General features: G+C 72.4%; 19 protein-coding genes. 5 read left to right on the forward strand and 14 right to left on the reverse strand.

What is annotated here, in order from left to right; all coding sequences use genetic code 11:
• Positions 1 to 61: 61 nt before the first annotated feature.
• The 6 genes from ACFWZ5_RS37995 to ACFWZ5_RS38020 all read right to left on the reverse strand — a co-directional run bounded on the left by ACFWZ5_RS37995 (position 62) and on the right by ACFWZ5_RS38020 (position 5,832).
• Positions 62 to 850, reverse strand: coding sequence for an ABC transporter permease (locus tag ACFWZ5_RS37995; RefSeq protein ID WP_384800443.1), 789 nt, complete (start codon positions 848 to 850; stop codon positions 62 to 64).
• Positions 847 to 1,860: an ATP-binding cassette domain-containing protein gene (locus ACFWZ5_RS38000; RefSeq protein WP_384800446.1), complete on the reverse strand. Its 1,014-nt coding sequence runs from the start codon at positions 1,858 to 1,860 to the stop codon at positions 847 to 849. The genes ACFWZ5_RS37995 and ACFWZ5_RS38000 overlap by 4 nt, the downstream gene beginning before the upstream one ends.
• 144 nt (positions 1,861 to 2,004) lie before the next feature.
• A complete protein-coding gene (locus ACFWZ5_RS38005) occupies positions 2,005 to 2,652 on the reverse strand; it encodes a PadR family transcriptional regulator (protein ID WP_384800448.1) in 648 nt (215 codons plus the stop codon).
• A gap of 25 nt (positions 2,653 to 2,677) precedes the next feature.
• The gene (locus tag ACFWZ5_RS38010) at positions 2,678 to 3,229 is read right to left on the reverse strand and encodes a DinB family protein (RefSeq protein WP_384800451.1); all 552 of its coding nucleotides are present in this window, start codon (positions 3,227 to 3,229) and stop codon (positions 2,678 to 2,680) included.
• Between the two features lie 166 nt (positions 3,230 to 3,395).
• Positions 3,396 to 4,853 (reverse strand): aldehyde dehydrogenase family protein, encoded by a 1,458-nt coding sequence (locus tag ACFWZ5_RS38015; RefSeq protein WP_384800454.1) that lies wholly within the window; start codon positions 4,851 to 4,853, stop codon positions 3,396 to 3,398.
• A gap of 67 nt (positions 4,854 to 4,920) precedes the next feature.
• The gene (locus ACFWZ5_RS38020) at positions 4,921 to 5,832 is read right to left on the reverse strand and encodes a helix-turn-helix domain-containing protein (RefSeq protein ID WP_384800457.1); all 912 of its coding nucleotides are present in this window, start codon (positions 5,830 to 5,832) and stop codon (positions 4,921 to 4,923) included.
• A gap of 320 nt (positions 5,833 to 6,152) precedes the next feature.
• On the opposite strand from ACFWZ5_RS38020, the gene ACFWZ5_RS38025 reads away from it, so the two are divergent.
• A complete protein-coding gene (locus tag ACFWZ5_RS38025; RefSeq protein WP_384800460.1) occupies positions 6,153 to 6,668 on the forward strand; it encodes an ATP-binding protein in 516 nt (171 codons plus the stop codon).
• Positions 6,669 to 6,881: 213 nt separating this feature from the next.
• On the opposite strand, the gene ACFWZ5_RS38030 is transcribed toward ACFWZ5_RS38025, so the two are convergent.
• The 5 genes from ACFWZ5_RS38030 to rpmG form a co-directional block, all read right to left on the reverse strand.
• Positions 6,882 to 7,100: a DUF397 domain-containing protein gene (locus tag ACFWZ5_RS38030; RefSeq protein WP_384800493.1), complete on the reverse strand. Its 219-nt coding sequence runs from the start codon at positions 7,098 to 7,100 to the stop codon at positions 6,882 to 6,884.
• Positions 7,101 to 8,649: 1,549 nt separating this feature from the next.
• Positions 8,650 to 8,877, reverse strand: coding sequence for a 30S ribosomal protein S18 (gene rpsR, locus ACFWZ5_RS38035; protein ID WP_384800463.1), 228 nt, complete (start codon positions 8,875 to 8,877; stop codon positions 8,650 to 8,652).
• Position 8,878: 1 nt separating this feature from the next.
• Positions 8,879 to 10,024: a CobW family GTP-binding protein gene (locus ACFWZ5_RS38040; protein WP_384800496.1), complete on the reverse strand. Its 1,146-nt coding sequence runs from the start codon at positions 10,022 to 10,024 to the stop codon at positions 8,879 to 8,881.
• Between the two features lie 71 nt (positions 10,025 to 10,095).
• Complete coding sequence (locus ACFWZ5_RS38045) at positions 10,096 to 10,344, reverse strand: type B 50S ribosomal protein L31 (protein ID WP_384800466.1); 249 nt, start codon at positions 10,342 to 10,344, stop codon at positions 10,096 to 10,098.
• A 5-nt stretch (positions 10,345 to 10,349) separates the two neighbouring features.
• The gene (gene rpmG / locus ACFWZ5_RS38050) at positions 10,350 to 10,514 is read right to left on the reverse strand and encodes a 50S ribosomal protein L33 (protein WP_384800469.1); all 165 of its coding nucleotides are present in this window, start codon (positions 10,512 to 10,514) and stop codon (positions 10,350 to 10,352) included.
• Between the two features lie 76 nt (positions 10,515 to 10,590).
• Between rpmG and rpmB the strand changes: the two genes are divergently transcribed.
• From rpmB to ACFWZ5_RS38065, 3 genes are all read left to right on the forward strand, one after another.
• A complete protein-coding gene (gene rpmB, locus ACFWZ5_RS38055) occupies positions 10,591 to 10,827 on the forward strand; it encodes a 50S ribosomal protein L28 (RefSeq protein WP_384800472.1) in 237 nt (78 codons plus the stop codon).
• A complete protein-coding gene (rpsN, locus tag ACFWZ5_RS38060) occupies positions 10,827 to 11,132 on the forward strand; it encodes a 30S ribosomal protein S14 (RefSeq protein ID WP_384891999.1) in 306 nt (101 codons plus the stop codon). The genes rpmB and rpsN overlap by 1 nt, the downstream gene beginning before the upstream one ends.
• A 150-nt stretch (positions 11,133 to 11,282) precedes the next feature.
• Positions 11,283 to 11,804 (forward strand): hypothetical protein, encoded by a 522-nt coding sequence (locus tag ACFWZ5_RS38065; RefSeq protein WP_384800478.1) that lies wholly within the window; start codon positions 11,283 to 11,285, stop codon positions 11,802 to 11,804.
• Between the two features lie 50 nt (positions 11,805 to 11,854).
• Here the strand turns inward: ACFWZ5_RS38065 and ACFWZ5_RS38070 are convergent, their stop codons facing one another.
• From ACFWZ5_RS38070 to ACFWZ5_RS38080, 3 genes are all read right to left on the reverse strand, one after another.
• Positions 11,855 to 14,185 carry an FUSC family protein gene (locus tag ACFWZ5_RS38070; protein ID WP_384800481.1) on the reverse strand — a complete coding sequence of 777 codons (2,331 nt, stop codon included), beginning with the start codon at positions 14,183 to 14,185 and terminating at the stop codon, positions 11,855 to 11,857.
• A 64-nt stretch (positions 14,186 to 14,249) separates the two neighbouring features.
• Positions 14,250 to 14,660: a MerR family transcriptional regulator gene (locus ACFWZ5_RS38075; RefSeq protein WP_384800484.1), complete on the reverse strand. Its 411-nt coding sequence runs from the start codon at positions 14,658 to 14,660 to the stop codon at positions 14,250 to 14,252.
• 43 nt (positions 14,661 to 14,703) lie between these two features.
• Positions 14,704 to 15,984, reverse strand: coding sequence for a DUF2786 domain-containing protein (locus ACFWZ5_RS38080; protein WP_384800487.1), 1,281 nt, complete (start codon positions 15,982 to 15,984; stop codon positions 14,704 to 14,706).
• A gap of 85 nt (positions 15,985 to 16,069) precedes the next feature.
• On the opposite strand from ACFWZ5_RS38080, the gene ACFWZ5_RS38085 reads away from it, so the two are divergent.
• Positions 16,070 to 18,496 carry an FtsX-like permease family protein gene (locus ACFWZ5_RS38085; protein ID WP_384800491.1) on the forward strand — a complete coding sequence of 809 codons (2,427 nt, stop codon included), beginning with the start codon at positions 16,070 to 16,072 and terminating at the stop codon, positions 18,494 to 18,496.
• Positions 18,497 to 18,621: the final 125 nt, after the last annotated feature.

Here is an 18,621-nt window from a genome sequence, read left to right on the forward strand (position 1 = left end):
CTGGGGCGGAGCCCCAGTTCGGGAAGGGGCGGGCTTGGGGGCCTCCCGGCAGGGCCACCCCCTACCTGCTCAGCGCCCCGAACCTGCGGACCGCCAGCGGCAGGAAGACGGACACCAGCGCCACGGGCCACGCCACCGCGAGGAGGCCGGCGTGCTGCGCCGCCCAAGAGGTGCCGGTCACCCCGGCATCGTTCCCGAAGAGATCGCGGACGACCGTGCCCGTCGCCGACATCGGGTTCCACTCGACCGCCGCGCCCAGCCACCCCGGCATGTTCTCCGGCACGGTGAACGCGTTGGAGAAGAAGCCGACCGGCCATACCAGGATCTGCACGGCCGTCACGAGCTCCGGCCTGCCCGCGATCATGGCGAGGTGGATCCCGAGCCACAGCATCGCGAACCGCAGGAGGAGCAGCAGCCCCACAGCGCCCGCCACCCCGGCGAGGGACCCGTGCCAGCGCCAGCCGATCGCCAGGCCCACGCCCATCATGACGAGCAGCGAGACGAAGGACTGGAGCATGTCCGCGACCGAACGGCCCACCAGGACCGCGCCGTTGGTCATCGGCAGGGACCGGAAGCGGTCCACCACTCCCTTGTTGAGGTCCGTGGTGACCGCGAGCATCGTGGCGTCCAGGCCGAACACCATGGTCAGCGCGAACATGCCGGGGACGAGGAACTCGGCGTAGTCCCCCTGGATGCCCTTTCCGCCGCCCATCAGGTAGTTGAACATCAGCAGCAGCATCACGGGGAAGGCGAGCCCCACCACGACCTGCACGGGCTGGCGCGCCCAGTGGGCGAGTTCGCGCCGGGTCATGGTCCAGGAGTCGGTCAGCGCCCAGCTCATCGCACTCATACGGCCTCCTTCGTACGGGCCTCGGCGGCCCCACCGGCCCCACCGGCGTCGTCGGCGTCGTCGGCGTCGTCCGCGCGCCCTGTCAGGCGCAGGAACACCTCGTCGAGCGTCGGCCTGCGCAGCGCGATGTCCTCCGCCTCGATGCCCTCCTCGCGCAGCGCCCGTACGACGCCGGTGAGGGCCTCCATCCGGTCGGCGACCGGGGCGCTGGCCAGGCGCCGGTCGGCGTCGACCGTCACGTCGCCCGCGTCACCCGCGTCGCCCGGAAGGAGCCGGGCCGCCCGCACCAGCTGGGCGCCGTCGCGCACCACGACGTCGATCCGGTCGCCGCCGATCCCGGCCTTCAGCTCGTCCGGCGTGCCGGCCGCGACGACCTTGCCGCGGTCGATCAGCGAGATGCGGTCGGCCAGCTGGTCGGCCTCTTCCAGGTACTGGGTGGTCAGGAGCACCGTCGTACCGCCGCCGACCAGGGAGCGGACCGCGTTCCACACCTCGGCGCGGCCGCGCGGGTCGAGGCCCGTCGTCGGTTCGTCGAGGAACAGCACCTCCGGCTCCGTGATGAGCGACGCCGCGAGGTCCAGGCGGCGCCGCATGCCGCCGCTGTACCGCTTGACCGCCTTGCGGCCCGTGTCGGCGAGACCGAAGCGGTCGAGCAGCTCGTCCGCCCGCACGCGCGCGTGGCGCGCGCCCAGGTGGTGGAGCCGCCCGAACATCTCCAGGTTCTGCCGGCCGCCGAGCTCCTCGTCGACCGCCGCGTGCTGGCCGAGCAGGCCGATGCGGCGGCGCACCCGGTCGGCCTGGCGCCGCGCGTCCTGCCCGGCGATCTCCACGCGGCCCTCGTCCGCCCTGAGCAGCGTGGACATGATCCGCACCGCCGTCGTCTTGCCCGCGCCGTTCGGCCCGAGCACCCCGTGCACGGTGCCGCGCCCGGCCACCAGATCGAGCCCGTCCAGGGCCCGCTTGTCCCCATACCGCTTCCGTACGCCCTCGAGGACAATCGCGTCCGTCATCCGTCTCCCTCCGGGCCCCGCACATCAATCTAGTCAAGCTTGACTAGGCGGTGAAAGGTACTCCCGGGAGTCGAGTTAGTCAAACTTGATTAATGCGGGCGCGCAGCAACAGGCGCACCCGAGGAGCGCACAGGGCGAGTACGTCTAGCGGCGGTCCCCGGGGTGCCGCTCCCCGGTCGCGAACGGGTTCTCCTCACCCTCGGCCAGCACACCGACGAACGGGTCGCCCTCACCGGCGAAGGTGTACGCGCCGTTCTCGATGCGCTCGACGAGACCCTTGGTCCACTCCTTGCCCGCGTCGGCGGAGTGCACCCAGAGGTTCATGATCTCGCCGATGTGCCCGAGCTGTTCGGGGCCGTCCTCGGGCGTGTAGTACTCCGTGACGGAGTGGCGCCAGTCCTCGATGGCGCGCACCCGCTGCTTCAGGAGCGAGACGACCTCCTCGCGCGGCAGGTCGACCATGAAGCCGACCGCCGCCGAGAGCACATCGGGCTTCTGGTCGTGCGCGACGGTGGTCAGTGCCTCACGGAGGAGGGACAGGAACTCCTCGGTGCCCTTCTCCGTGATCTCGTACTCCGTGCGCGGCGGGCCGCCCGCCGTCGAGGGTGCGGTCTCGTGCTCGAGCAGCAGTCCCTGCTTCGCCATCTGCCGCAGTGCGTGATAGATCGACCCCGGCTTGGCGTTGGACCACTCATGGGCGCCCCAGTACTCCAGGTCGTTGCGCACCTGATAGCCGTGCGCCCGCCCGTGCTGGCGGACAGCCCCGAGAACGAGCAGCCGGATCGCCGACATTCACCGCACCCTTCAACCGCATTCATCAACTTTGACTAGGGTAGCCCTGCTCCATCGCCACCAGCTCGAAGGCCGTCTTGCCGTCCAGGGACTCGCGGATGATGTCCGCGTGGCCCGCGTGCCGGCCGAACTCCTCGACCAGGTGCAGCATCAGCCAGCGCATCGACACCGCGCCGTCCTTGGGGAACCAGGGCGCTTCGGGCAGCGGGAACGTGTCGTCGAGGCTCGGCACCGTACGGATGAACTCCCCCGTCTCCGCCGCCACCTCGTCCCAGAACGCGAGGACGTCGGCGAGCCGCTCCCCGTCGACGAGCCGGAAGCTGTCGCCCCAGGTCGCCTCGTCGCGCTGGCGCTCGTTGGGCTTCTGCTGGGCCATGCGCAGCCAGTTCAGCTCGCACTCGGCGACGTGCTTCACCAGGCCGCCGAGCGTGAGCTCGCTGGCGCTCGGGCGGGCCGACGCCTGCTCGTCGTCCAGGCCGAGCACCGAGCGGCGGATGCCGCCGCGCTGGGCCTCCACGAAGGCGAGCAGTGCGCCGCGCTCGTCGCCGTGGGCTTCCGCGTTGACGTGGGTGACCATGGTGTCCGCCTCTCCTCAAGTCTCCCGAGAGCGTCTCCCGGGCTTTCCGACACCACAAACGCTACGGACCCTTGCGGACAACTTCTGTCCGCAAGGGTCCGAGGGGAAGATTCCGAGGAGAAGGTTCCAGGGAGGAGAAGGAGGAGGAGAAGGGAGCTTCCGGGTCTCAGAACGGGAAGCGGGAGCGGCCGTGCTGGATCGAGATCCACTTGTGCGACGTGAACGCCTCGACCGTCGAGTCGCCGTTGAGGCGGCCCACGCCCGAGTGCTTCTCGCCGCCGAACGGCACGATCGGCTCGTCGTGCACCGTGCCGTCGTTGATGTGGATCATGCCGGTTCTGATCCGCTGGGCGACCCGCACGCCGCGGTCGGTGTCGCCGGTGTGGACGGCGCCGCTCAGGCCGTACGGAGTGTCGTTGGCGATGCGTACGGCCTCGTCCTCGCCGTCGAAGGGCAGGATGAGCGCCACCGGGCCGAAGACCTCCTGGCGCAGGACCGGGGCGTCGTCGGGCAGGTCGGTGAGGACGGACGGGGAGACCAGGTTCCCTTCCGTGCCGCCGTGCAGCAGGGCCGTGGCGCCCGCCTGGACGGTCTGCGCGACGAGGGACGAAATGCCCTCCGCCTGCGAGGAGTTGATCAACGGGCCGATGTGCGTCTCGGGGGACGCCGGGTCGCCGACCTTCAGGGTCTTTACCTTGGCGACGAACTTCTCGGTGAACTCGGCCTGGACGCTGCGGTCCACGAGGATGCGGTTCGCGGCCATGCAGACCTGGCCCTGGTGCACGAAGCGGCTGAACACGGCGGCGTCCACGGCGTAGTCGACGTCCGCGTCGTCCAGGACGATCAGGGCGCTGTTGCCGCCGAGTTCGAGGACGCAGCGCTTGAAGTTCCGGGCGCAGACCGTGGCCACGTGCCGGCCCACGGCGTCCGAGCCGGTGAAGGAGATGACGGCCGGCACCGGGTGCTCTATCAGCGCGTCGCCGATCTCGGCTATGTCCGTGATGACGACGTTCAGGACGCCCGCCGGGAGCCCGGCCTCCTCGAAGATCTTGGCGACCAGGCTGCCGCCGAGGACCGGCGCGTTCTGGTGCGGCTTCAGGACGACCGCGTTGCCGAGCGCGATCGCCGGGGCGACCGACTTGATCGAGAGCAGGAAGGGGAAGTTGAAGGGGCTGATGACGCCGACGACACCGACCGGGACGCGGTAGAGGCGGTTCTCCTTGGTGTCGTCGGGCGACGGAAGCACCCGGCCCTGCGGGGCGAGCGACAGGTGGAGCGCCTCGCGCAGGAACTCCTTGGCGAGGTGCAGCTCGAAGCCCGCCTTGACGAGCGTGCCGCCGAGCTCGGCGACGATCGCCTCGGTGATCTCGGCCTCGCGGTCCTCGATGATCCGCAGGGCCTTCTCGAACACAAGGCGTCGCGCGTACGGGTTGGTCGCGCCCCAGGACTCCTGCGCACGCTGCGCCGCGCGGTACGCCTGGTCGATCTCGTCCGCGGTGGCGACGGTGATCGACGCCAGCTTCTCCCCGTCGTACGGATTGAAGTCGATGATGTCCCAGGAACCGGAGCCGGCCTTCCACTCACCGTCGATGTACTGGTGAGCCAGATCGGTGAAGAAGGACATGAGACAAGACCCCTTGCCACGGAAGCTGACGCGCTGACGCCTGATTTCACGTCATACTACTGACGATTCAGGTCAGTTGGAGTAGACCACGGAGAAGGTCGCGGCTGTCGGCCGGATTCGGACAGTCGTCCTGGAGCTCGGCCATCGCCCGCTCGTACTGGGCGACTTCTTCGCGCTTGTCCAGATACAGCGCGCCCGTGAGCTGTTCGAGGTAGACGACGTCGGACAGGTCGGACTCCGGGAAGCTCAGCATGGTGAACGCGCCGCTCTCGCCCGCGTGCCCGCCGAAGGTGAACGGCATCACCTGCAGCGTCACATTGGGGCGCTCGGAGATGTCGATCAGGTGCTGGATCTGACCGCGCATCACCTCCCGGTCGCCGTACGGCCTGCGCAGCGCGGCCTCGTCGAGGACGCACTGGAACTGCGGGGCGCGCTCGGACACGAGCAGCTTCTGGCGCTCCAGGCGGAGCGCGACCCGGCGGTCGACGTCGGCCCTGCTGACCCGGACGCCGCGGCCCGCCCTGCCCCGGGCGGCCGCCTTGCCTGCGGCGGCCTTCATGCCGCGCTCGACGACCGCGTGCGCGTACGCCTCCGTCTGGAGCAGGCCGTTGATGAACTGGACCTCGTAGACCCGGATGAGCGACGCCGCTCCTTCCAGGCCGATATATGTCTGGAACCAGCCGGGCAGGACGTCCGAGTAACTGTGCCACCAGCCCGTCAGGTTGGCCTCCTTGGCGAGCGACAGGAGCGCGTTCCGCTCCTTCTCGTCCATGACGCCGTAGAGCGTCAGGAGGTCTTCGACGTCTCTCGACTTGAAGCTCACCCGTCCCAACTCCATGCGGCTGATCTTCGATTCGGACGCGCGGATCGAGTATCCGGCCGCTTCGCGGGTGATGCCGCGAGTCTCCCTCAGGCGCCTCAGTTGCGAGCCCAGCAGAATGCGCCGCACCACCGAGCCGCTCGACTCCCCAGCGGTCACTTCGCTCAGTCCTCCCCAAGGTGTTGAGACTCGCAGTCTGCCATTAAACGCTTCGGGCCGTACTCGTTCGGTTACGGAAAGGGAAAGCCTGCTCAAGCCACTCACAAGAAACCGTAGGAAGAAATGGGCAACAAGTGCCCTAGGAACGGTCAAGTCCGGCGCGTGCACGTGCATCTGCCCTTGCATCTGCTGTACGCATTCGGAACCATGGTCCGCGCGTCACTGCTGCGCCATCGCTGTGCCGACCGGCTGTACCGACCGCGCCACCGCTCGATCGCTCGCTTTGTACCGCGAACCGCGAAAACCGGGGAGTGCCTCGCATGGGGACGAATGGATCGACCATGCTCGAGCCGTTACGGCAGGGCCTTCCTCCGCTCGACCCCTCCGCGGTCTCCAGCGCCGCCTCCTGCGCCCTCCCCGCCCGCTACGAAGCGGTGGGCAGCGCACGGCAGTTCACCCGGAAGACGCTCACGTCCTGGGAGCTCGACGACCGCTTCGACGACATCGCGCTCGTCGTCTCCGAGCTCGTCACCAACGCCCTGCGGCACGCGCTCCCGGCCGACACGCCGCGCCCCGAAGTCACCTGCCTGGTAGGCGAGGACGCGCCCGTGCGGCTGCACATGATGCGGTGGACGTCTCGGCTCGTGTGCGCGGTGCGGGATCCCAGCGACGAGAGCCCCGTCGCGCGTGCGGCCGACGACGCCATCGACGACTTCGCGGCGGAGTCGGGCCGGGGGCTGTTCCTGGTGGACAACTTCAGCGACGGCTGGGGCTGGCACCCGCTGGCCGGCGCGCTGAGCGGCAAGGTCGTGTGGGCGCTGTTCCAGCTGGCGTGACGCCGTTGACGTCGTTGACGCCGGGTCCCTTCTGACGTGACACCGTCGGCCCCCTTCGGGTGGCCGACGGTCCGCCCGCCGCTCACTGCGGTTTTCCGTACGGGTTTCCCGGGGTCCCCCATGCCCCCGTGGCTGATCGTTTCTGCGGCGTCTGCCGCGTCCGCTTTCGCGTTTGCTCTGGCGTTTGCTTTGGCGTTGGCCGGATCGGGCTGGTCAGGCGCTGATCAGGTGGTCGAACTCGCCGTCCTTCATGCCGAGCAGCATGGCCTCTATCTCGGCGCGCGTGTAGACGAGCGCGGGCCCGTCCGGAAAGCGCGAGTTGCGGACGGCCACATCGCCGCCCGGCAGCTTCGCGAACTCCACGCAGGATCCCTGCGAGTTGCTGTGCCTGCTCTTCTGCCAGACCACCCCGTGAAGATCCGTGGCCGCCATGCCGTTGAACACGTCGTGCACAGGTCGCTCCCCGGTGGTGCCGTGGCTGTTGTTGTAGCCGTCAACTGTCCCGGATCATAGCCGTGTTCATGTGCCGATGCATGGGCAGATGCACGTGCACGCGGTGTGGTGAGCTGGTTACAGCCCTTTCCGCGCCTTCTCCCGTGCCCGCATGACATGCGAACGCCAGCCCCCGTCCATGGTCTTCCGCGCCATCATCCGCGTCGGGTTGTCCGGATCGAATCCCTCGTGCACTAGAGAGAGACGCAGTCCGGGGCCTTCTGGCTCCGGTGTCCGCGTACGGGTTGCCGCGTGGCAAGCGCTTGTGGGGATCCGCGAGAGGCATTGTCGTCAAGGCGGGGTCAAAATGCCGTCAAGGCGGGGTGGGTGGGGGCGAGCGGGGGTTGTCTTCGGCCGGGTGCGGGGTGGTTGGGCGGTCGGGTGGTCGGCCTGACGGCCGGTCAGCCGGTCAGCCGGTCAATCGGTCAATCGGTCAATCGGTCAATCGTTCGGTCCGTCCGGCGGTCCGGCGGTCGGTCTGGGGGGCGGGCGGGCGGTTCGTCAGGCGATCGGGCGGTCGGTCATTCGGGCGCGCCAGAATCGCTCGTACGGGGTCAGCCGGTTCTGCACCTCGGCGAGCGGGACCGCTTCCAGGCGGTAGATGCGTTTGCGTCCCAAGCGCGCCTCCGACACGAGGCCGGCGTTCGCCGGTGGTGGCCATGGTGGTGCGCCATCTTTCTGCTCCTGCGGGCGGGGGGTGCGGCCATCCTGCCCCACGGGGGCTTCTGGGCTGCGGGTTCCCTCCCGCCCACCCGTTTCCAGCACCCCACACGGTGGACGTCGCGCGAAGCGCTGCGGCTGGCTGCCCACGCACCCACCGCTACCGCGGCGGGATCTCTCCCACCCACTCCACCCGTTTCCAGCACCCCGCGGGGTGAAGGTCGCGCGAAGCGCTGCGGCTGGGTGCCCATGTGCCCGCCGCTACCGCGGCGGGATTTCTCCCACCCAGCCCACCCGTTTACCCCGCACCGGACGGTGGGCGTTGCGCGGAGCGCTGCGGCTGGGTGGGTGAGGGACGGCGCCGCAGCCGCCGACGGCGGGCAACACCCCATCAGGGGCGTCCACCCCACGTGCAGCCAGAAACGGGCGGGCGGGTGGGAAACAATCGCCGCGCCAGCGGCGGAACGACAGGCAGCCAGCCGCAGCGCTCCGCGCAACGTGCACCCTGCGGGGTGCTGGAAACGGGTGGGTGGGTGGGAGAGAACCGGGGCTGCCAGCCGCAGCGCTTCGCGCGACGTGCACCGTCCGGTGTGGGGTGAACGGGTGGGGTGGGTGGGGGTGATCCCGCCGCGGTAGCGGTGGGTGCGGGCGTACTCGGCCGCGGCGCTTTGCGCGACGTGCGCCCCGCGGGGTGCTGGAAACGGGCGGGCGGGTGGGAGAGGACCGGGGCAGGCAGCCGCAGCGCTTCGCGCGACGTGCATCTCACGGGGTGCTGGAAACAGGCTTGTGGGGCGTGCGCCCGCGAGGGCTGGAAGTGGGGCGGTGGGGGTCAGGTGGGAGGGAGTAGGGACATTTGGCGGGCTGTTTTGATGGCTTGGGACAGGTGGCGTTGTTGGCGGGGGGTTACGTGCGTGACCCGGCGGGCGCGGATCTTGCCGCGGTCCGAGATGAACTTCCGCAGGAGTTGGGTGTCCTTGTAGTCGATGTAGGTGATTCCTGCCTGGTCCAGGGGGTTGGGGCGGGGACGGGGGTGGGGACGGGTGCGGCGGGGAGTCAACTCAGGCCTCCAGGAGGGTGTCGAAGGCGGGTGGGAGGTTCTTCCAGGCGGCCCGCCCGGCCCCGTACTCCTCGTCGGTGAGAAGACAGGACTCAAGAACCCCTTCGAGCGCCTCGCGGTCGAGGCCGGGCGACGTGAAGACGAGGTGCTGGCAGCAGTCCCCGTGCTCGGGGTGCCAGTCGAGCGCGGCCGCGGCCCGGCGGACCGGCGGGACGAGGTCCCAGGCCGCGTCCGGCAGGGACGCGAGCCACGGCCCGGCGTTCTCCACGCACAGCGCACCCCCCGCCGCGTCCCACGCGAGCAGCGTGTCGGGCCGGTCGGCCAGCCAGAACCGGCCGCGGCTGCGGGCGGCGGCGCAGGTCAGGTCCTCCAGGGCCGCGTAGAGCCGCTCGGGGTGGAAGGGACGGTCACGGTGCCACACGAAGGTCGTCACACCGCTCTCGTCGGCCTCGGCGGGCAGCAGCGCGCACGCCGGATGCTGTGCGGCGGCGGCCGCCTCGGCGTCGAAACCGGCGAGCGCCGCGGCCACCAAGTCGTCGGCCACCACGTCGTCGGCGGCAAGGGACACCCGTCGGGCCGTCGGGTGGAGTTGGGCGAGGAGCGCGTGGTCCTCGGCATCGGCGTCCGCCGACTCGGCGACGGCGAGCACCGGCGCGTACTCCAGCTGCCGCGCCCACGTGTCGGCGACCGTGCGCTGGTCGGTGGCGGCCGCGGCCAGCCCGGCGTCGGCGAGGTCGTCGCCGTTGGCGAGGTAGGGCAGCAGCAGGCTCGGGTCGACGGCGGTGAGCACGCCGCTGAGGCGCAGCGCCCGCGACCCGTGGCCGACGATCACCTCGGCCATGGCCTTCGGCTCCACGGAGTCCCACAGCTCGACGACGGCGAGCCGGGTGAGTCCGGCGGCCGCGAGCCGCTCCAGCTCCGGCACCAGGTCCTCGCGCAGCGCGCAGCAGGCGCAGTCGTTGACGAGGGGCGCCTCGCCGGTGGAGAGGACCCCGGTGGCGTCGCGCACGGTGCGTACGACCGTGCCGCGCGCGGCGGTCGACAGGTCGTGGTGCAGGGCCACGCTGCCGGGCACGCCGGCCAGCAGGCGGGCGACGGCGGCCGCCCGGGCCTCCGCGTGCAGCCCGGCGACGACGACCACATCCATCGTCCGGGAATCCGGGGCCGGGTCCGGGTCCGGTTCCGGGACCGGGCGGCCGTCCCTCAGCGGTCCTGCCATCAGCGGTCCCTGCCGTAGCGCCGCTCGAAGCGCTCGACGCGGCCCGCGGTGTCCAGGACGCGCTGCTGTCCCGTGTAGAAGGGGTGGCTCGCGGAGGAGACCTCGACGTCGATGACGGGGTAGGTGCGGCCGTCCTCCCAGTCGATCGTCTTGTCGCTGGTGGCGGTGGAGCGGGTGAGGAAGGCGAAGTTCGCGGCCTTGTCGCGGAAGACGACGGGGCCGTACGGCGGGTGGATACCGGGTCGCATGGGGGTCAGCGCTCCTCTCGGAAGTCGACGTGCCGGCCGGCCATCGGGTCGTACTTGCGCAGGGTGAGGCGGTCGGGGTTGTTACGGCGGTTCTTGCGGGTGACGTACGTGTAGCCCGTGCCCGCGGTGGAGCGGAGCTTGATGACCGGGCGGAGTTCGTTGCGAGCCATGACAGGTAGTGTATGAAAATGAATCCCGTTTTCAAAACGGTCTTCCGAGCTCCCTGAGAGAGGTGTGTCACTCCCCATGTCCGCCCACTGCCAGCTGACCGGCGCGAAGCCCGGCTTCGGCAACCGGATCTCCCACTCCCACCGGCGGTCCTCGCGCCGCTTCGACCCGAACGTCCAGCGCAGGCGCTACTGGCTGCCGAGCGAGGGCCGGTATGTGCGCCTCCGCCTGAGCGCGAAGGGCATCAGGACCGTCGACACCATCGGCATCGAGGCCGCCGTGGCCAGGATTCGTGCGCGCGGGGTGAAGGTCTGATGGCCAAGAAGAGCAAGATCGCGAAGAACGAGAAGCGGCGCGCCGTCGTCGCCCGCTACGCCGCGCGGCGCGCCGAGCTGAAGGAGATCGTCCGCCGCCCGTCCACGCCGGACGCCGAACGGCTCGCCGCCCAGCGGGAATTGGCCCGCCAGCCGCGCGACGCCAGCGCGACGCGCGTACGCAACCGCGACAGCGTGGACGGGCGTCCCCGTGGGTACGTGGGCGTCTTCGGCCTATCCAGGGTGCGGCTCCGCGAGCAGGCGCACGCGGGATTCCTGCCCGGGGTCCGCAAATCCTCCTGGTAGCTTGGCGCGCGTTTCCGGGCCGCTCGGCCTGGAGCGGTGTTCGATCAGCTCGATCCGGCTCGATCCGGATCGGTTTCCGGTGTCGGCTCCGGTTCTGCTTCCGGGTTCGGTTGCCGGATTCCGTTTCCGGTTCTTTTTAGGGGGACTTCAGTGCGTAGGCGCGTCCGTAACGTCCGCAAAGCGGCGATCAGTACGTCGGTGGCGGGCATCGCCGCCGTGCTCGTCCTGACGGGATGCAGCAGCGACAGCGACGACGACGGCGACAAGGGCCGCAAGGACAAGGGTGCCGCGTCGGACAGCGCGTCCGAGTCGCCCGGATCCGGCGGGTCCGGCGGGACCGGCGGTTCGGGTGTCAAGGACGGCAGCCTGGAGGGCAGTTGGGTGTCGCAGTCCGGCGGCAAGCCCGTCGGCCTCGTCATCACCGGCACGAAGGCGTCGCTCGTCGGCACCGGGCAGGTGTGCAACGGCACCACCAGCAACGGTTCCGACCTGCCGACGATCGAGCTGAAGTGCAGCGACGGCGGCATGGAACGCTCCAAGGGCCGCGTCGAGTCCGTGAACTCCACGACCATGAAGGTCGCCTGGGAGGGCCACGGCACGGACGAGTTCGTCAGGGCGAAGGGCGGCAAGATGCCGGAGGGGCTGCCGACGGCGAAGCTGCCGGGGACCTGACGTACGGCGGCTCGTACGCCGTTCACGACGTACAGCGGCTCGTACGCCGTTCAGCGGGCCGTGGGATCCTCCTGATCCCACGGCCCGTCCTGCCTTTTGGGCGCGTCGCTGTCCGTGCCGTCCACCAGCATCGGCGGGGGTGTCGTGTCCAGGGCGTCGGAGAGTTCCTCCAGGGCCGCGAGGAGCAGGTGGGCGCCGCGGCGGACGACGCGGTCCGGCACGCCCTCGCCGTCCCATGCCTCCAGGGCCTCGCGGACCGGGTCCCAGGTGGGTACGCGGCGTTCGCGCACGGCCTTGGCGCCCTGTTCGGTGGCGGTGCGCAGGGCGTCCGCGAGCCGGGCGGCGGCCGGGACCGGGGGCGTGCCGCGGTCCGGCAGGTGCGCCTCCAGGAGCATGGCGACGCGGCCGATCTGGACCAGGGCGTGCTCGGCGTCCGCGGCGGCGGCGCGGGACAGGCCGCGGTGGCGTACGGGTTCGTGCTTGGCCCGTTCCACCGCCTCCTGCCAGGCGATACGGGTGTCGCGCGCGGCGAGCAGCGACGCGCGCACGTCCGGGCAGGCCCGGCCCGCCGGGGCGGCGTAGTGGCCGACGACCGCGGCCGCGTAACGGCCGTCCGCCGTCAGCCAGTCGGCGAGCCGGGTGCGCAGGCGCGGGGTCTCCCACGCGGGGTACGCGGCGTACGCGAGCATGGCGAGGACGCCGCCGAGCAGAGTCAGGACGACGCGCTCCGGGACCGTCTGTGTCCACTGTTCGCCGCCCATGCCGAGCAGGAACACGACGTACGCCGCCACGCAGGCCTGGGCCGCGAACTGGCCCGTGCGCATCAGGAGGTACATCAGTCCCGCGGACGCGACCGCGAGCGTGCCGGAGAGATGGGTGCCGGGGTGGGTGAGCTGGACCAGGCCCGTGGCCAGGGCGACGCCCACGAGGGTGCCCGCGAAGCGGGCCACCGCGCGGGAGTAGGTCTGGGAGAAGTCGGGGCGCATGACCATGACCGAGGCCATGGGGGCCCAGTAGGCGTGGCCCAGGGGGAGCAAGGTGCCCAGGAGGTAGCCGGTGGTGGCCACCGCGGTGACGCGGGTGGCGTGGCGTCTCACCGGTGAGGGGCGGGTCAGTTCTCTGCGCATGGCGCGGTACGCGGTGGGCGCGAGGGCCAGGAGGCCTGGGCGGAGGAGGTTCTGGGGTGGGGGTGAGGGTTGGGGCTGGGGTGGGGGCTGGGGTGAGGGCTGGGGTGGGGTGGTGGCCTCGCGGGGCGCCCCAGGCCCGCCCCTTTCCCGAAACCAGGGGCTGCCGCCCCTGGGACCCCGCTTTATCGGCGCTTCGCGCCTCGTCCTCAAACTCCCCCAAGTTCTCGGCTTCGCTCGAACAGGGGGCACCCCCTCGACGGGCTGGGTTGGATTACCGCCCGCTACCTCCACCGCGTCCTTCAAGAGGGAGCCCAGGCGGGTGGCCGCGCGGTGGGGCGGGCCCTTGAGGATGGCTCCGGTGTCGGGGGTCTGGAAGGCGGAGACCGCCGCGGGGGGCAGGTCCACCGGGGTGCCGTGGCGGATGGCTCGGGCCGCCGCGTCGAGGATCGCGGCCGCGGCGGCGAGGAGTTCGCGGGCGCGGTCACGTTCGGGGCCCTCTTCGGGGACGCCGACGGCCGGGTCGGCGAGGGAGGCGAGGACGGGGCGGATGCGTTCGGCGAGGCCTCGGGCGCCGTGGAGTTCGGCGGGGCGGGTGCGGGCCTGGCGTGCGGTGATCGTCGCCGCGTCGCGGGCCGCCATCAGCGGGACGGGGTCGAACGGCGCCACCGGGTCGTGGCGCAGCCGGCGCGCGTAGTCCGCCTCGGCCGCGAGGGCGTCGGCGAGCGCGTCGCGGTGGGCGCCCCAGCGGCGTACCGGGAAGAGGATCACCAGGGCCGCCTGGACCAGGCCGCCCGCCACCATCATCGCGGCGTGGCCCGCCGCCGCGGCGACCGATGTGGGGAGCGTGACCGTCACCAGCATGATCGCCACGTTGGACGTGGCGATCAGGCCGATCGTGGGGCCCGCCGCCCAGCTCAGGCCCGCGAGGAACGTCCACGTCGCGAGGAGGGCGAGGAAGAGCAGCGGGTGGCCGCCGGTGACGTACCCGAGGAACGTGGAGGCGGCGAGGCTCGTGCCGGAGGCGATGGCGAGCTCGGGGCGGGGGCGCCAGCTGCGCTGGAACGTGGCGATGGCCGCCTGGTACGCGCCGAACGCCGAGCTGGCGGCGACCGCCGGGCCGAAGAGCGCGAGGCCCGCCCCGATGACGATCGCGAGGCCCGCCGCGCCGCGCAGCGCGACGAGGGGTTCGAGGCGGCGGCGCTCCACGGCAAGCCCTGACCTCGCGGTCTGTCGCAGGGCTCGCCACCAGGTCATTCCCCGATGGTACGAGCCATATTGCGTGAAATGGACGTAAAGGGCGCCAAGGGGTGCTAAGCGGTCAGGCGGGCTGTGGCTCGGGCTGCAGCTCAGGCTGTGGCCGGCTCTCGTCGCGCTTCGCCCGCACCTCGTCGAGGTACTCCGCGATCGCGTCCCGGTTGCGGGCCAGGCACTCCACGCGCTGGGTCATGCGGTCCAGCTCCTGCTCCAGGGTGGCCAGCATCTCGGGGGTGGCGTCGGGGAAGTGGATGATGCGGGGCTTGTTGAGGCAGGGCAGGATCTGCTTGATGAGGCGGGTGGGGAGGCCCGCGTCGAGGAGGCCGCGGATCTGCAGGACCCGGTCGACGTAGAACTCGTCGTAGTCGCGGTAGCCGTTCGGGGTGCGGTCGGCGACGATCAGGCCCTGCTCCTCGTAGTAGCGCAGCAGCCTGCGTGCCGTGCCGGTGCGTTCCGAGAGTTCTCCGATGCGCATGCGTCCACCTCCGCGGTCAGGGGGTCGGCCAAGAGGGTGAACGCTAGCGGCCGAGCTCCGTCTTCCCCATCCGGGCCCGGTCGGCGGCGGCCGCGCCCTCGGCCCAGCCCGCGCCGTCGCGCACGCCCCGCACCCGGGTCGTGGTGGTCTCCGGGAACATCCGCTCCGCCCGGTCGGCGACGGCGACGTCACGGGAGGCGAGGACGGGCAGGAGCTCGCCCGGCTCGTGCGTGACGGCCGCGGCGGCCGCGTGCAGACGGGCGCCGACGCGGTCGGCGTACGCCATGAGGAAGGCCTGCCGGAACGTCTTCGTACGCTTGCGGCCGCCCGCACGCTGCCCCGCCTCCGCCCTGGTCATCGCGGCCGTGCCCTGAACGAGCAGCGAGGTGTACAGCAACTCGACGGCCTCCAGGTCCGCTTCGAAGCCGACGACGGTGGTGAAGCCGAGGGGCTCGTTCCAGACGGCGCGGCAGCGGTTCGCGGTGGCGACCGCGTCGAGGAGGATCGCCTTGGCCGTCTCGTACGGGGCGTCGACGCCGACGCGGCACGCGGTGGGCGCGTCCTTGGCGTGCGTACGGGCCGCGAGCAGCGCCTCGTCGACGCTGTGCCGGGCCATCAGCTCCTGCGCCTTCGCGGTGAGCGCCTCCGCCTCCTCGGGGAAGCCGGTCGCCTCGGCCTTGGCGAGCAGGGCGCGGATGCGGGCGAGCGCGCGCGGTTCGTCGGTGGGGTGCGGCGGGGGTACGTGGGCGGGGGTGCCGGGCGCCGGTCCTATCGGCTCGATCGGGGGCAGGCGGAGCAGGAGCCGGTAGAGGGTGAGGACGGCGGTGGCGTGGGCGAAGCGGTCCGGGGCGCGCCACGGCGCGTGGGCGTCGAGGGCGGCGAGCTGGGCCGGCCAGCGGGCGGGGAGCCGGTTCCCGTAGGGGGCGGTCTCGGTGCGGATGAGGTCGGCGACGAGGCGTACGTGGGCGTCGTCGAGGTCGCGGCGCACCTGGCGGACGACGTCGGCGGGCTGCCAGCCGCGGGCCCAGGCGCGGCGGATCAGGTCCTCGCCGCGGGAGCGGAGTTCGGCGTCGACGGCGGGGGCGGTGGCGGGGTCGGTGGTGGCGGCCGCGAGGAGGGAGGCGCCGGTGTCGAGGCCGTGGTCGGGCTTTGTCCGGGCGGCTGTGCCTGCGCCTGCGCCTGTGCCTGCGCCTGTGCCTGCGGCGCGGGTGGCGCGGTTCGCGCGGTTCGCGCGGGTGGCGCCCGAGGTGCTCGCGCCGCCTGTGTCGCCCGCGTCGCCCGCGTACAAGGCCGCCGCGAACGCCTTGTCGATCACCGATTCCATACCCTTAAGGGTAGGCCTGGCCCTACCCCCGATCCGCCCTCCAGTGGGCGTGAAGGGGGTCCCACCAGGCGGTTCGCTTACAGGCATGGTCCTCTCCTCGCTCCGTGCCCGCTGGCCCTCCTTCCTCGGGGCCTTCGTCGCCGTCGCCCTGGGCGTGGCCCTGACCGCCGCGATGGGGGTGGGGCTCGCGGCGAGCGTGGACCCACCCCCGCGGCCGCCCGAGCGGTTCGCCTCGTCGCCGGTGGTCGTGGCGGGCCGGGACACGCTGACGGTGGCGGTGCGGCGCGGCCCCGGGAGCGAGCAGGTGACGAAGCGGCTCGCTCATCCACACCCTGTGGACAGCGAACTCCTGCGCGAGCTGCGCCGCCTGGGGAGCGTACGGACGCACGGGCCCCTCGACGCCGTGGGCGTCGACGCCCCCGCCGCCGAGGTCCGCGCCGCCGTCGCCGCGTCCGGCACCGGCGCCCGGGTGCTCACCGGCGGCGACCGGCGCCGCGTCGACCCCCAGGCGGAGCGCGACGCCCGGGCGCTGGTGTCCGTGAACGCCTTTCTGGGCACGGCGGGCGGGGTCGCCGCGTTTGTCTCCGCCTTCGTGACGGCGTCGACGTTCGCGTTCGTGGTGGCGCTGCGGCGGCGGGAGTTCGGGCTGCTCCGGGCGGCCGGGGCGAGCCGGGGGCAGGTGCGGCGGTGGCTCCTCGGGGAGGCGGCCGTGGTCGGCGCGGCGGCGTCGGCGGCCGGGTGCGTCGGGGGCGCGTGGGCGGCGCCGGTGCTCGCGCGGGCGCTGGTGGACGCGGAGGTGGCGCCGCCGTGGTTCACGGTGACCGAAGGCCTGTCGTGGACTTGGTGGCCGTACCAGCTCGCCTTCTGGACCGGGCTGCTCGTGGCGGTCGCCGGGGCGTGGGGCGCGGCGGGGCGCGCGGGCCGGGTCAGCCCCGTGGAGGCGCTGCGCGAGGCGTCGCTCGACACGGGTGTGATGCCGCCCGTCCGCCGCGTCGTCGGCGGTGCGCTGCTCGCCGGGGCGCTCGGCCTGCTGGCCTGGACGCTGTGGCGCGACCCGTCCGGCCTGCTGCAGCGCAAGACGTACACGACGCAGCCGATGATCCTCGCGACGGCGGTGGCGGCGCTGGCTCCGCTCCTCGTGCGGGGGGTCGTGGGCGTTGTCTGCGGGGTCGTTCGTGGGGTCATGCGTGGGGTCGTCGGCGGGGTCGTCGGCGGGGTCGTCGGCCGGGGCATCGGCGGGGGCATCGGCGGGGGCATCGGCGGGGGCATCGGCGGGGGCATCGGCTCTGCCTTCGGTCGGCCGAAGGCTCAGCGCCCGGCCGGTGGTTGGCCCGGCCGGCTCCGCCCGGCGGCGGCGGTCGCGCGGATCGTACGGGCCAACAGCGCCGCATCCGTACGCCGCACCTCCGCCGTCGCAGCGCCCGTCCTGGTCACGGTCGCGCTCGCGGGCTGTCTGCTCGGCTCGGCGGAGACGGTGGGCGCGGCGAAGGCGGCGGAGGCGCGGGGGCGGACGGGGGCGGATCTGGTGGTTACGGAGGCGGAGACGGGGGCGGAGACGGGGGCGGTGGGTGCGGGTTCGGCGGCGGGTACCGGTCCGGCGGTGGGTACCGGTCCGGCGGTGGGTGCGGGTTCGGCGGGTGCGGGGCTGCGGGTTCCGCGTGTGCCGGGGGCCGTGGTCGCGGGCTCCGCCGCCACCGCCGTGTTCGTCCGCGAGGACGGCGGCAGCGCGCTGGTGCGCTCCGACGCGCGGGCGGTGTCCGACCCGGCGGCGTTCGCGGCGGTCGCGCGGCTTCCCGTGGTGGCGGGCGACGTACGCGACCTCGACGACCGGTCGATCGTCGTCAACGAGGAGTGGCAGCGGCACCGTGTCGGCGACCGGGTGACGGTGTGGCTCGGCGACGGGCGCCGGGTGCGGCTGCGGGTGGTGGCGGTGCTCGCGCGGGGCACCGGGGACAACGGTGTGTACGTCACCGCGCGCAACGGGGCGAGGGGCCCGGCGGGGGCCTTCGTCGACCGGCTCGACGTGCGGCTGAAGGCGGGGGCCGACCGTGCGGCGGTGGTGCGGGCGCTTGCCGCAACCGGTGGGCGGGTGCGGACGGTTGAGGACTGGCTGGCGGCCGAGTACCCGGGCGTGAAGCGGCAGACCCGGCTCGGGCTGCTGATGCTGCTCGCGCTGTGCCTCGCGTACACGGCGATCTCCCTCGTCGCGACGCTCCTCATGACCGCGCCGGTGCGTGGGCCTGAGTGGCGCTCTTTGCGGCTCGTGGGGGCCACGCCCGCCCAACTCCGGTTCGTCGCCGCCGGCGAGGCCTTCCTCGCGGTGGTCGTCGGGGCGGTGCTCGGTCTCGCCGTCACGTTGGTCAGCCTTGGTGGGGTCGGTGCGGCGCTGGCTCGGCTTTCGGTGCCGGTGACGGTGGTGGTGCCGTGGGGGGTGATGGGGGTGTGTGCGGGAGTGTGCGGGGTGGTGGGGGTGGGGGTTGGGGTGGTGGGGGTTCGGGGGGTGGGGGGTTGAGCCCTCGCGGGTGGCGCCCCAGGCCCGCCCCTTCCCGAACCAGGGGCTGCCGCCCCTGGGACCCCGCTTTATCGGCGCTCCGCGCCTCGCCCTCAAACGCCGGGCGGGCTGGATCATCGCCGCTT

Origin of the sequence: Streptomyces sp. NPDC059003 (assembly GCF_042740445.1) — a bacterium.
Lineage (GTDB): Bacteria > Actinomycetota > Actinomycetes > Streptomycetales > Streptomycetaceae > Streptomyces.

Excerpts from the sequence above, each read along its gene's own strand:
- ACFWZ5_RS38075 (WP_384800484.1), bottom strand. The coding sequence starts at position 14,660 with ATGCGCATCGGAGAACTCTCGGAACGCACCGGCACGGCACGCAGGCTG.
- rpmG (WP_384800469.1), bottom strand. The coding sequence starts at position 10,514 with ATGGCTCGCAACGAACTCCGCCCGGTCATCAAGCTCCGCTCCACCGCG.
- ACFWZ5_RS37995 (WP_384800443.1), bottom strand. The coding sequence starts at position 850 with ATGAGTGCGATGAGCTGGGCGCTGACCGACTCCTGGACCATGACCCGG.
- ACFWZ5_RS38070 (WP_384800481.1), bottom strand. The coding sequence starts at position 14,185 with ATGACCTGGTGGCGAGCCCTGCGACAGACCGCGAGGTCAGGGCTTGCC.
- ACFWZ5_RS38080 (WP_384800487.1), bottom strand. The coding sequence starts at position 15,984 with ATGGAATCGGTGATCGACAAGGCGTTCGCGGCGGCCTTGTACGCGGGC.
- rpsN (WP_384891999.1), top strand. The coding sequence starts at position 10,827 with ATGGCCAAGAAGAGCAAGATCGCGAAGAACGAGAAGCGGCGCGCCGTC.
- rpmB (WP_384800472.1), top strand. The coding sequence starts at position 10,591 with ATGTCCGCCCACTGCCAGCTGACCGGCGCGAAGCCCGGCTTCGGCAAC.
- ACFWZ5_RS38015 (WP_384800454.1), bottom strand. The coding sequence starts at position 4,853 with ATGTCCTTCTTCACCGATCTGGCTCACCAGTACATCGACGGTGAGTGG.
- ACFWZ5_RS38010 (WP_384800451.1), bottom strand. The coding sequence starts at position 3,229 with ATGGTCACCCACGTCAACGCGGAAGCCCACGGCGACGAGCGCGGCGCA.
- ACFWZ5_RS38085 (WP_384800491.1), top strand. The coding sequence starts at position 16,070 with ATGGTCCTCTCCTCGCTCCGTGCCCGCTGGCCCTCCTTCCTCGGGGCC.
- ACFWZ5_RS38005 (WP_384800448.1), bottom strand. The coding sequence starts at position 2,652 with ATGTCGGCGATCCGGCTGCTCGTTCTCGGGGCTGTCCGCCAGCACGGG.
- ACFWZ5_RS38000 (WP_384800446.1), bottom strand. The coding sequence starts at position 1,860 with ATGACGGACGCGATTGTCCTCGAGGGCGTACGGAAGCGGTATGGGGAC.
- ACFWZ5_RS38030 (WP_384800493.1), bottom strand. The coding sequence starts at position 7,100 with ATGGCGGCCACGGATCTTCACGGGGTGGTCTGGCAGAAGAGCAGGCAC.
- ACFWZ5_RS38025 (WP_384800460.1), top strand. The coding sequence starts at position 6,153 with ATGGGGACGAATGGATCGACCATGCTCGAGCCGTTACGGCAGGGCCTT.
- ACFWZ5_RS38040 (WP_384800496.1), bottom strand. The coding sequence starts at position 10,024 with ATGGATGTGGTCGTCGTCGCCGGGCTGCACGCGGAGGCCCGGGCGGCC.
- ACFWZ5_RS38045 (WP_384800466.1), bottom strand. The coding sequence starts at position 10,344 with ATGCGACCCGGTATCCACCCGCCGTACGGCCCCGTCGTCTTCCGCGAC.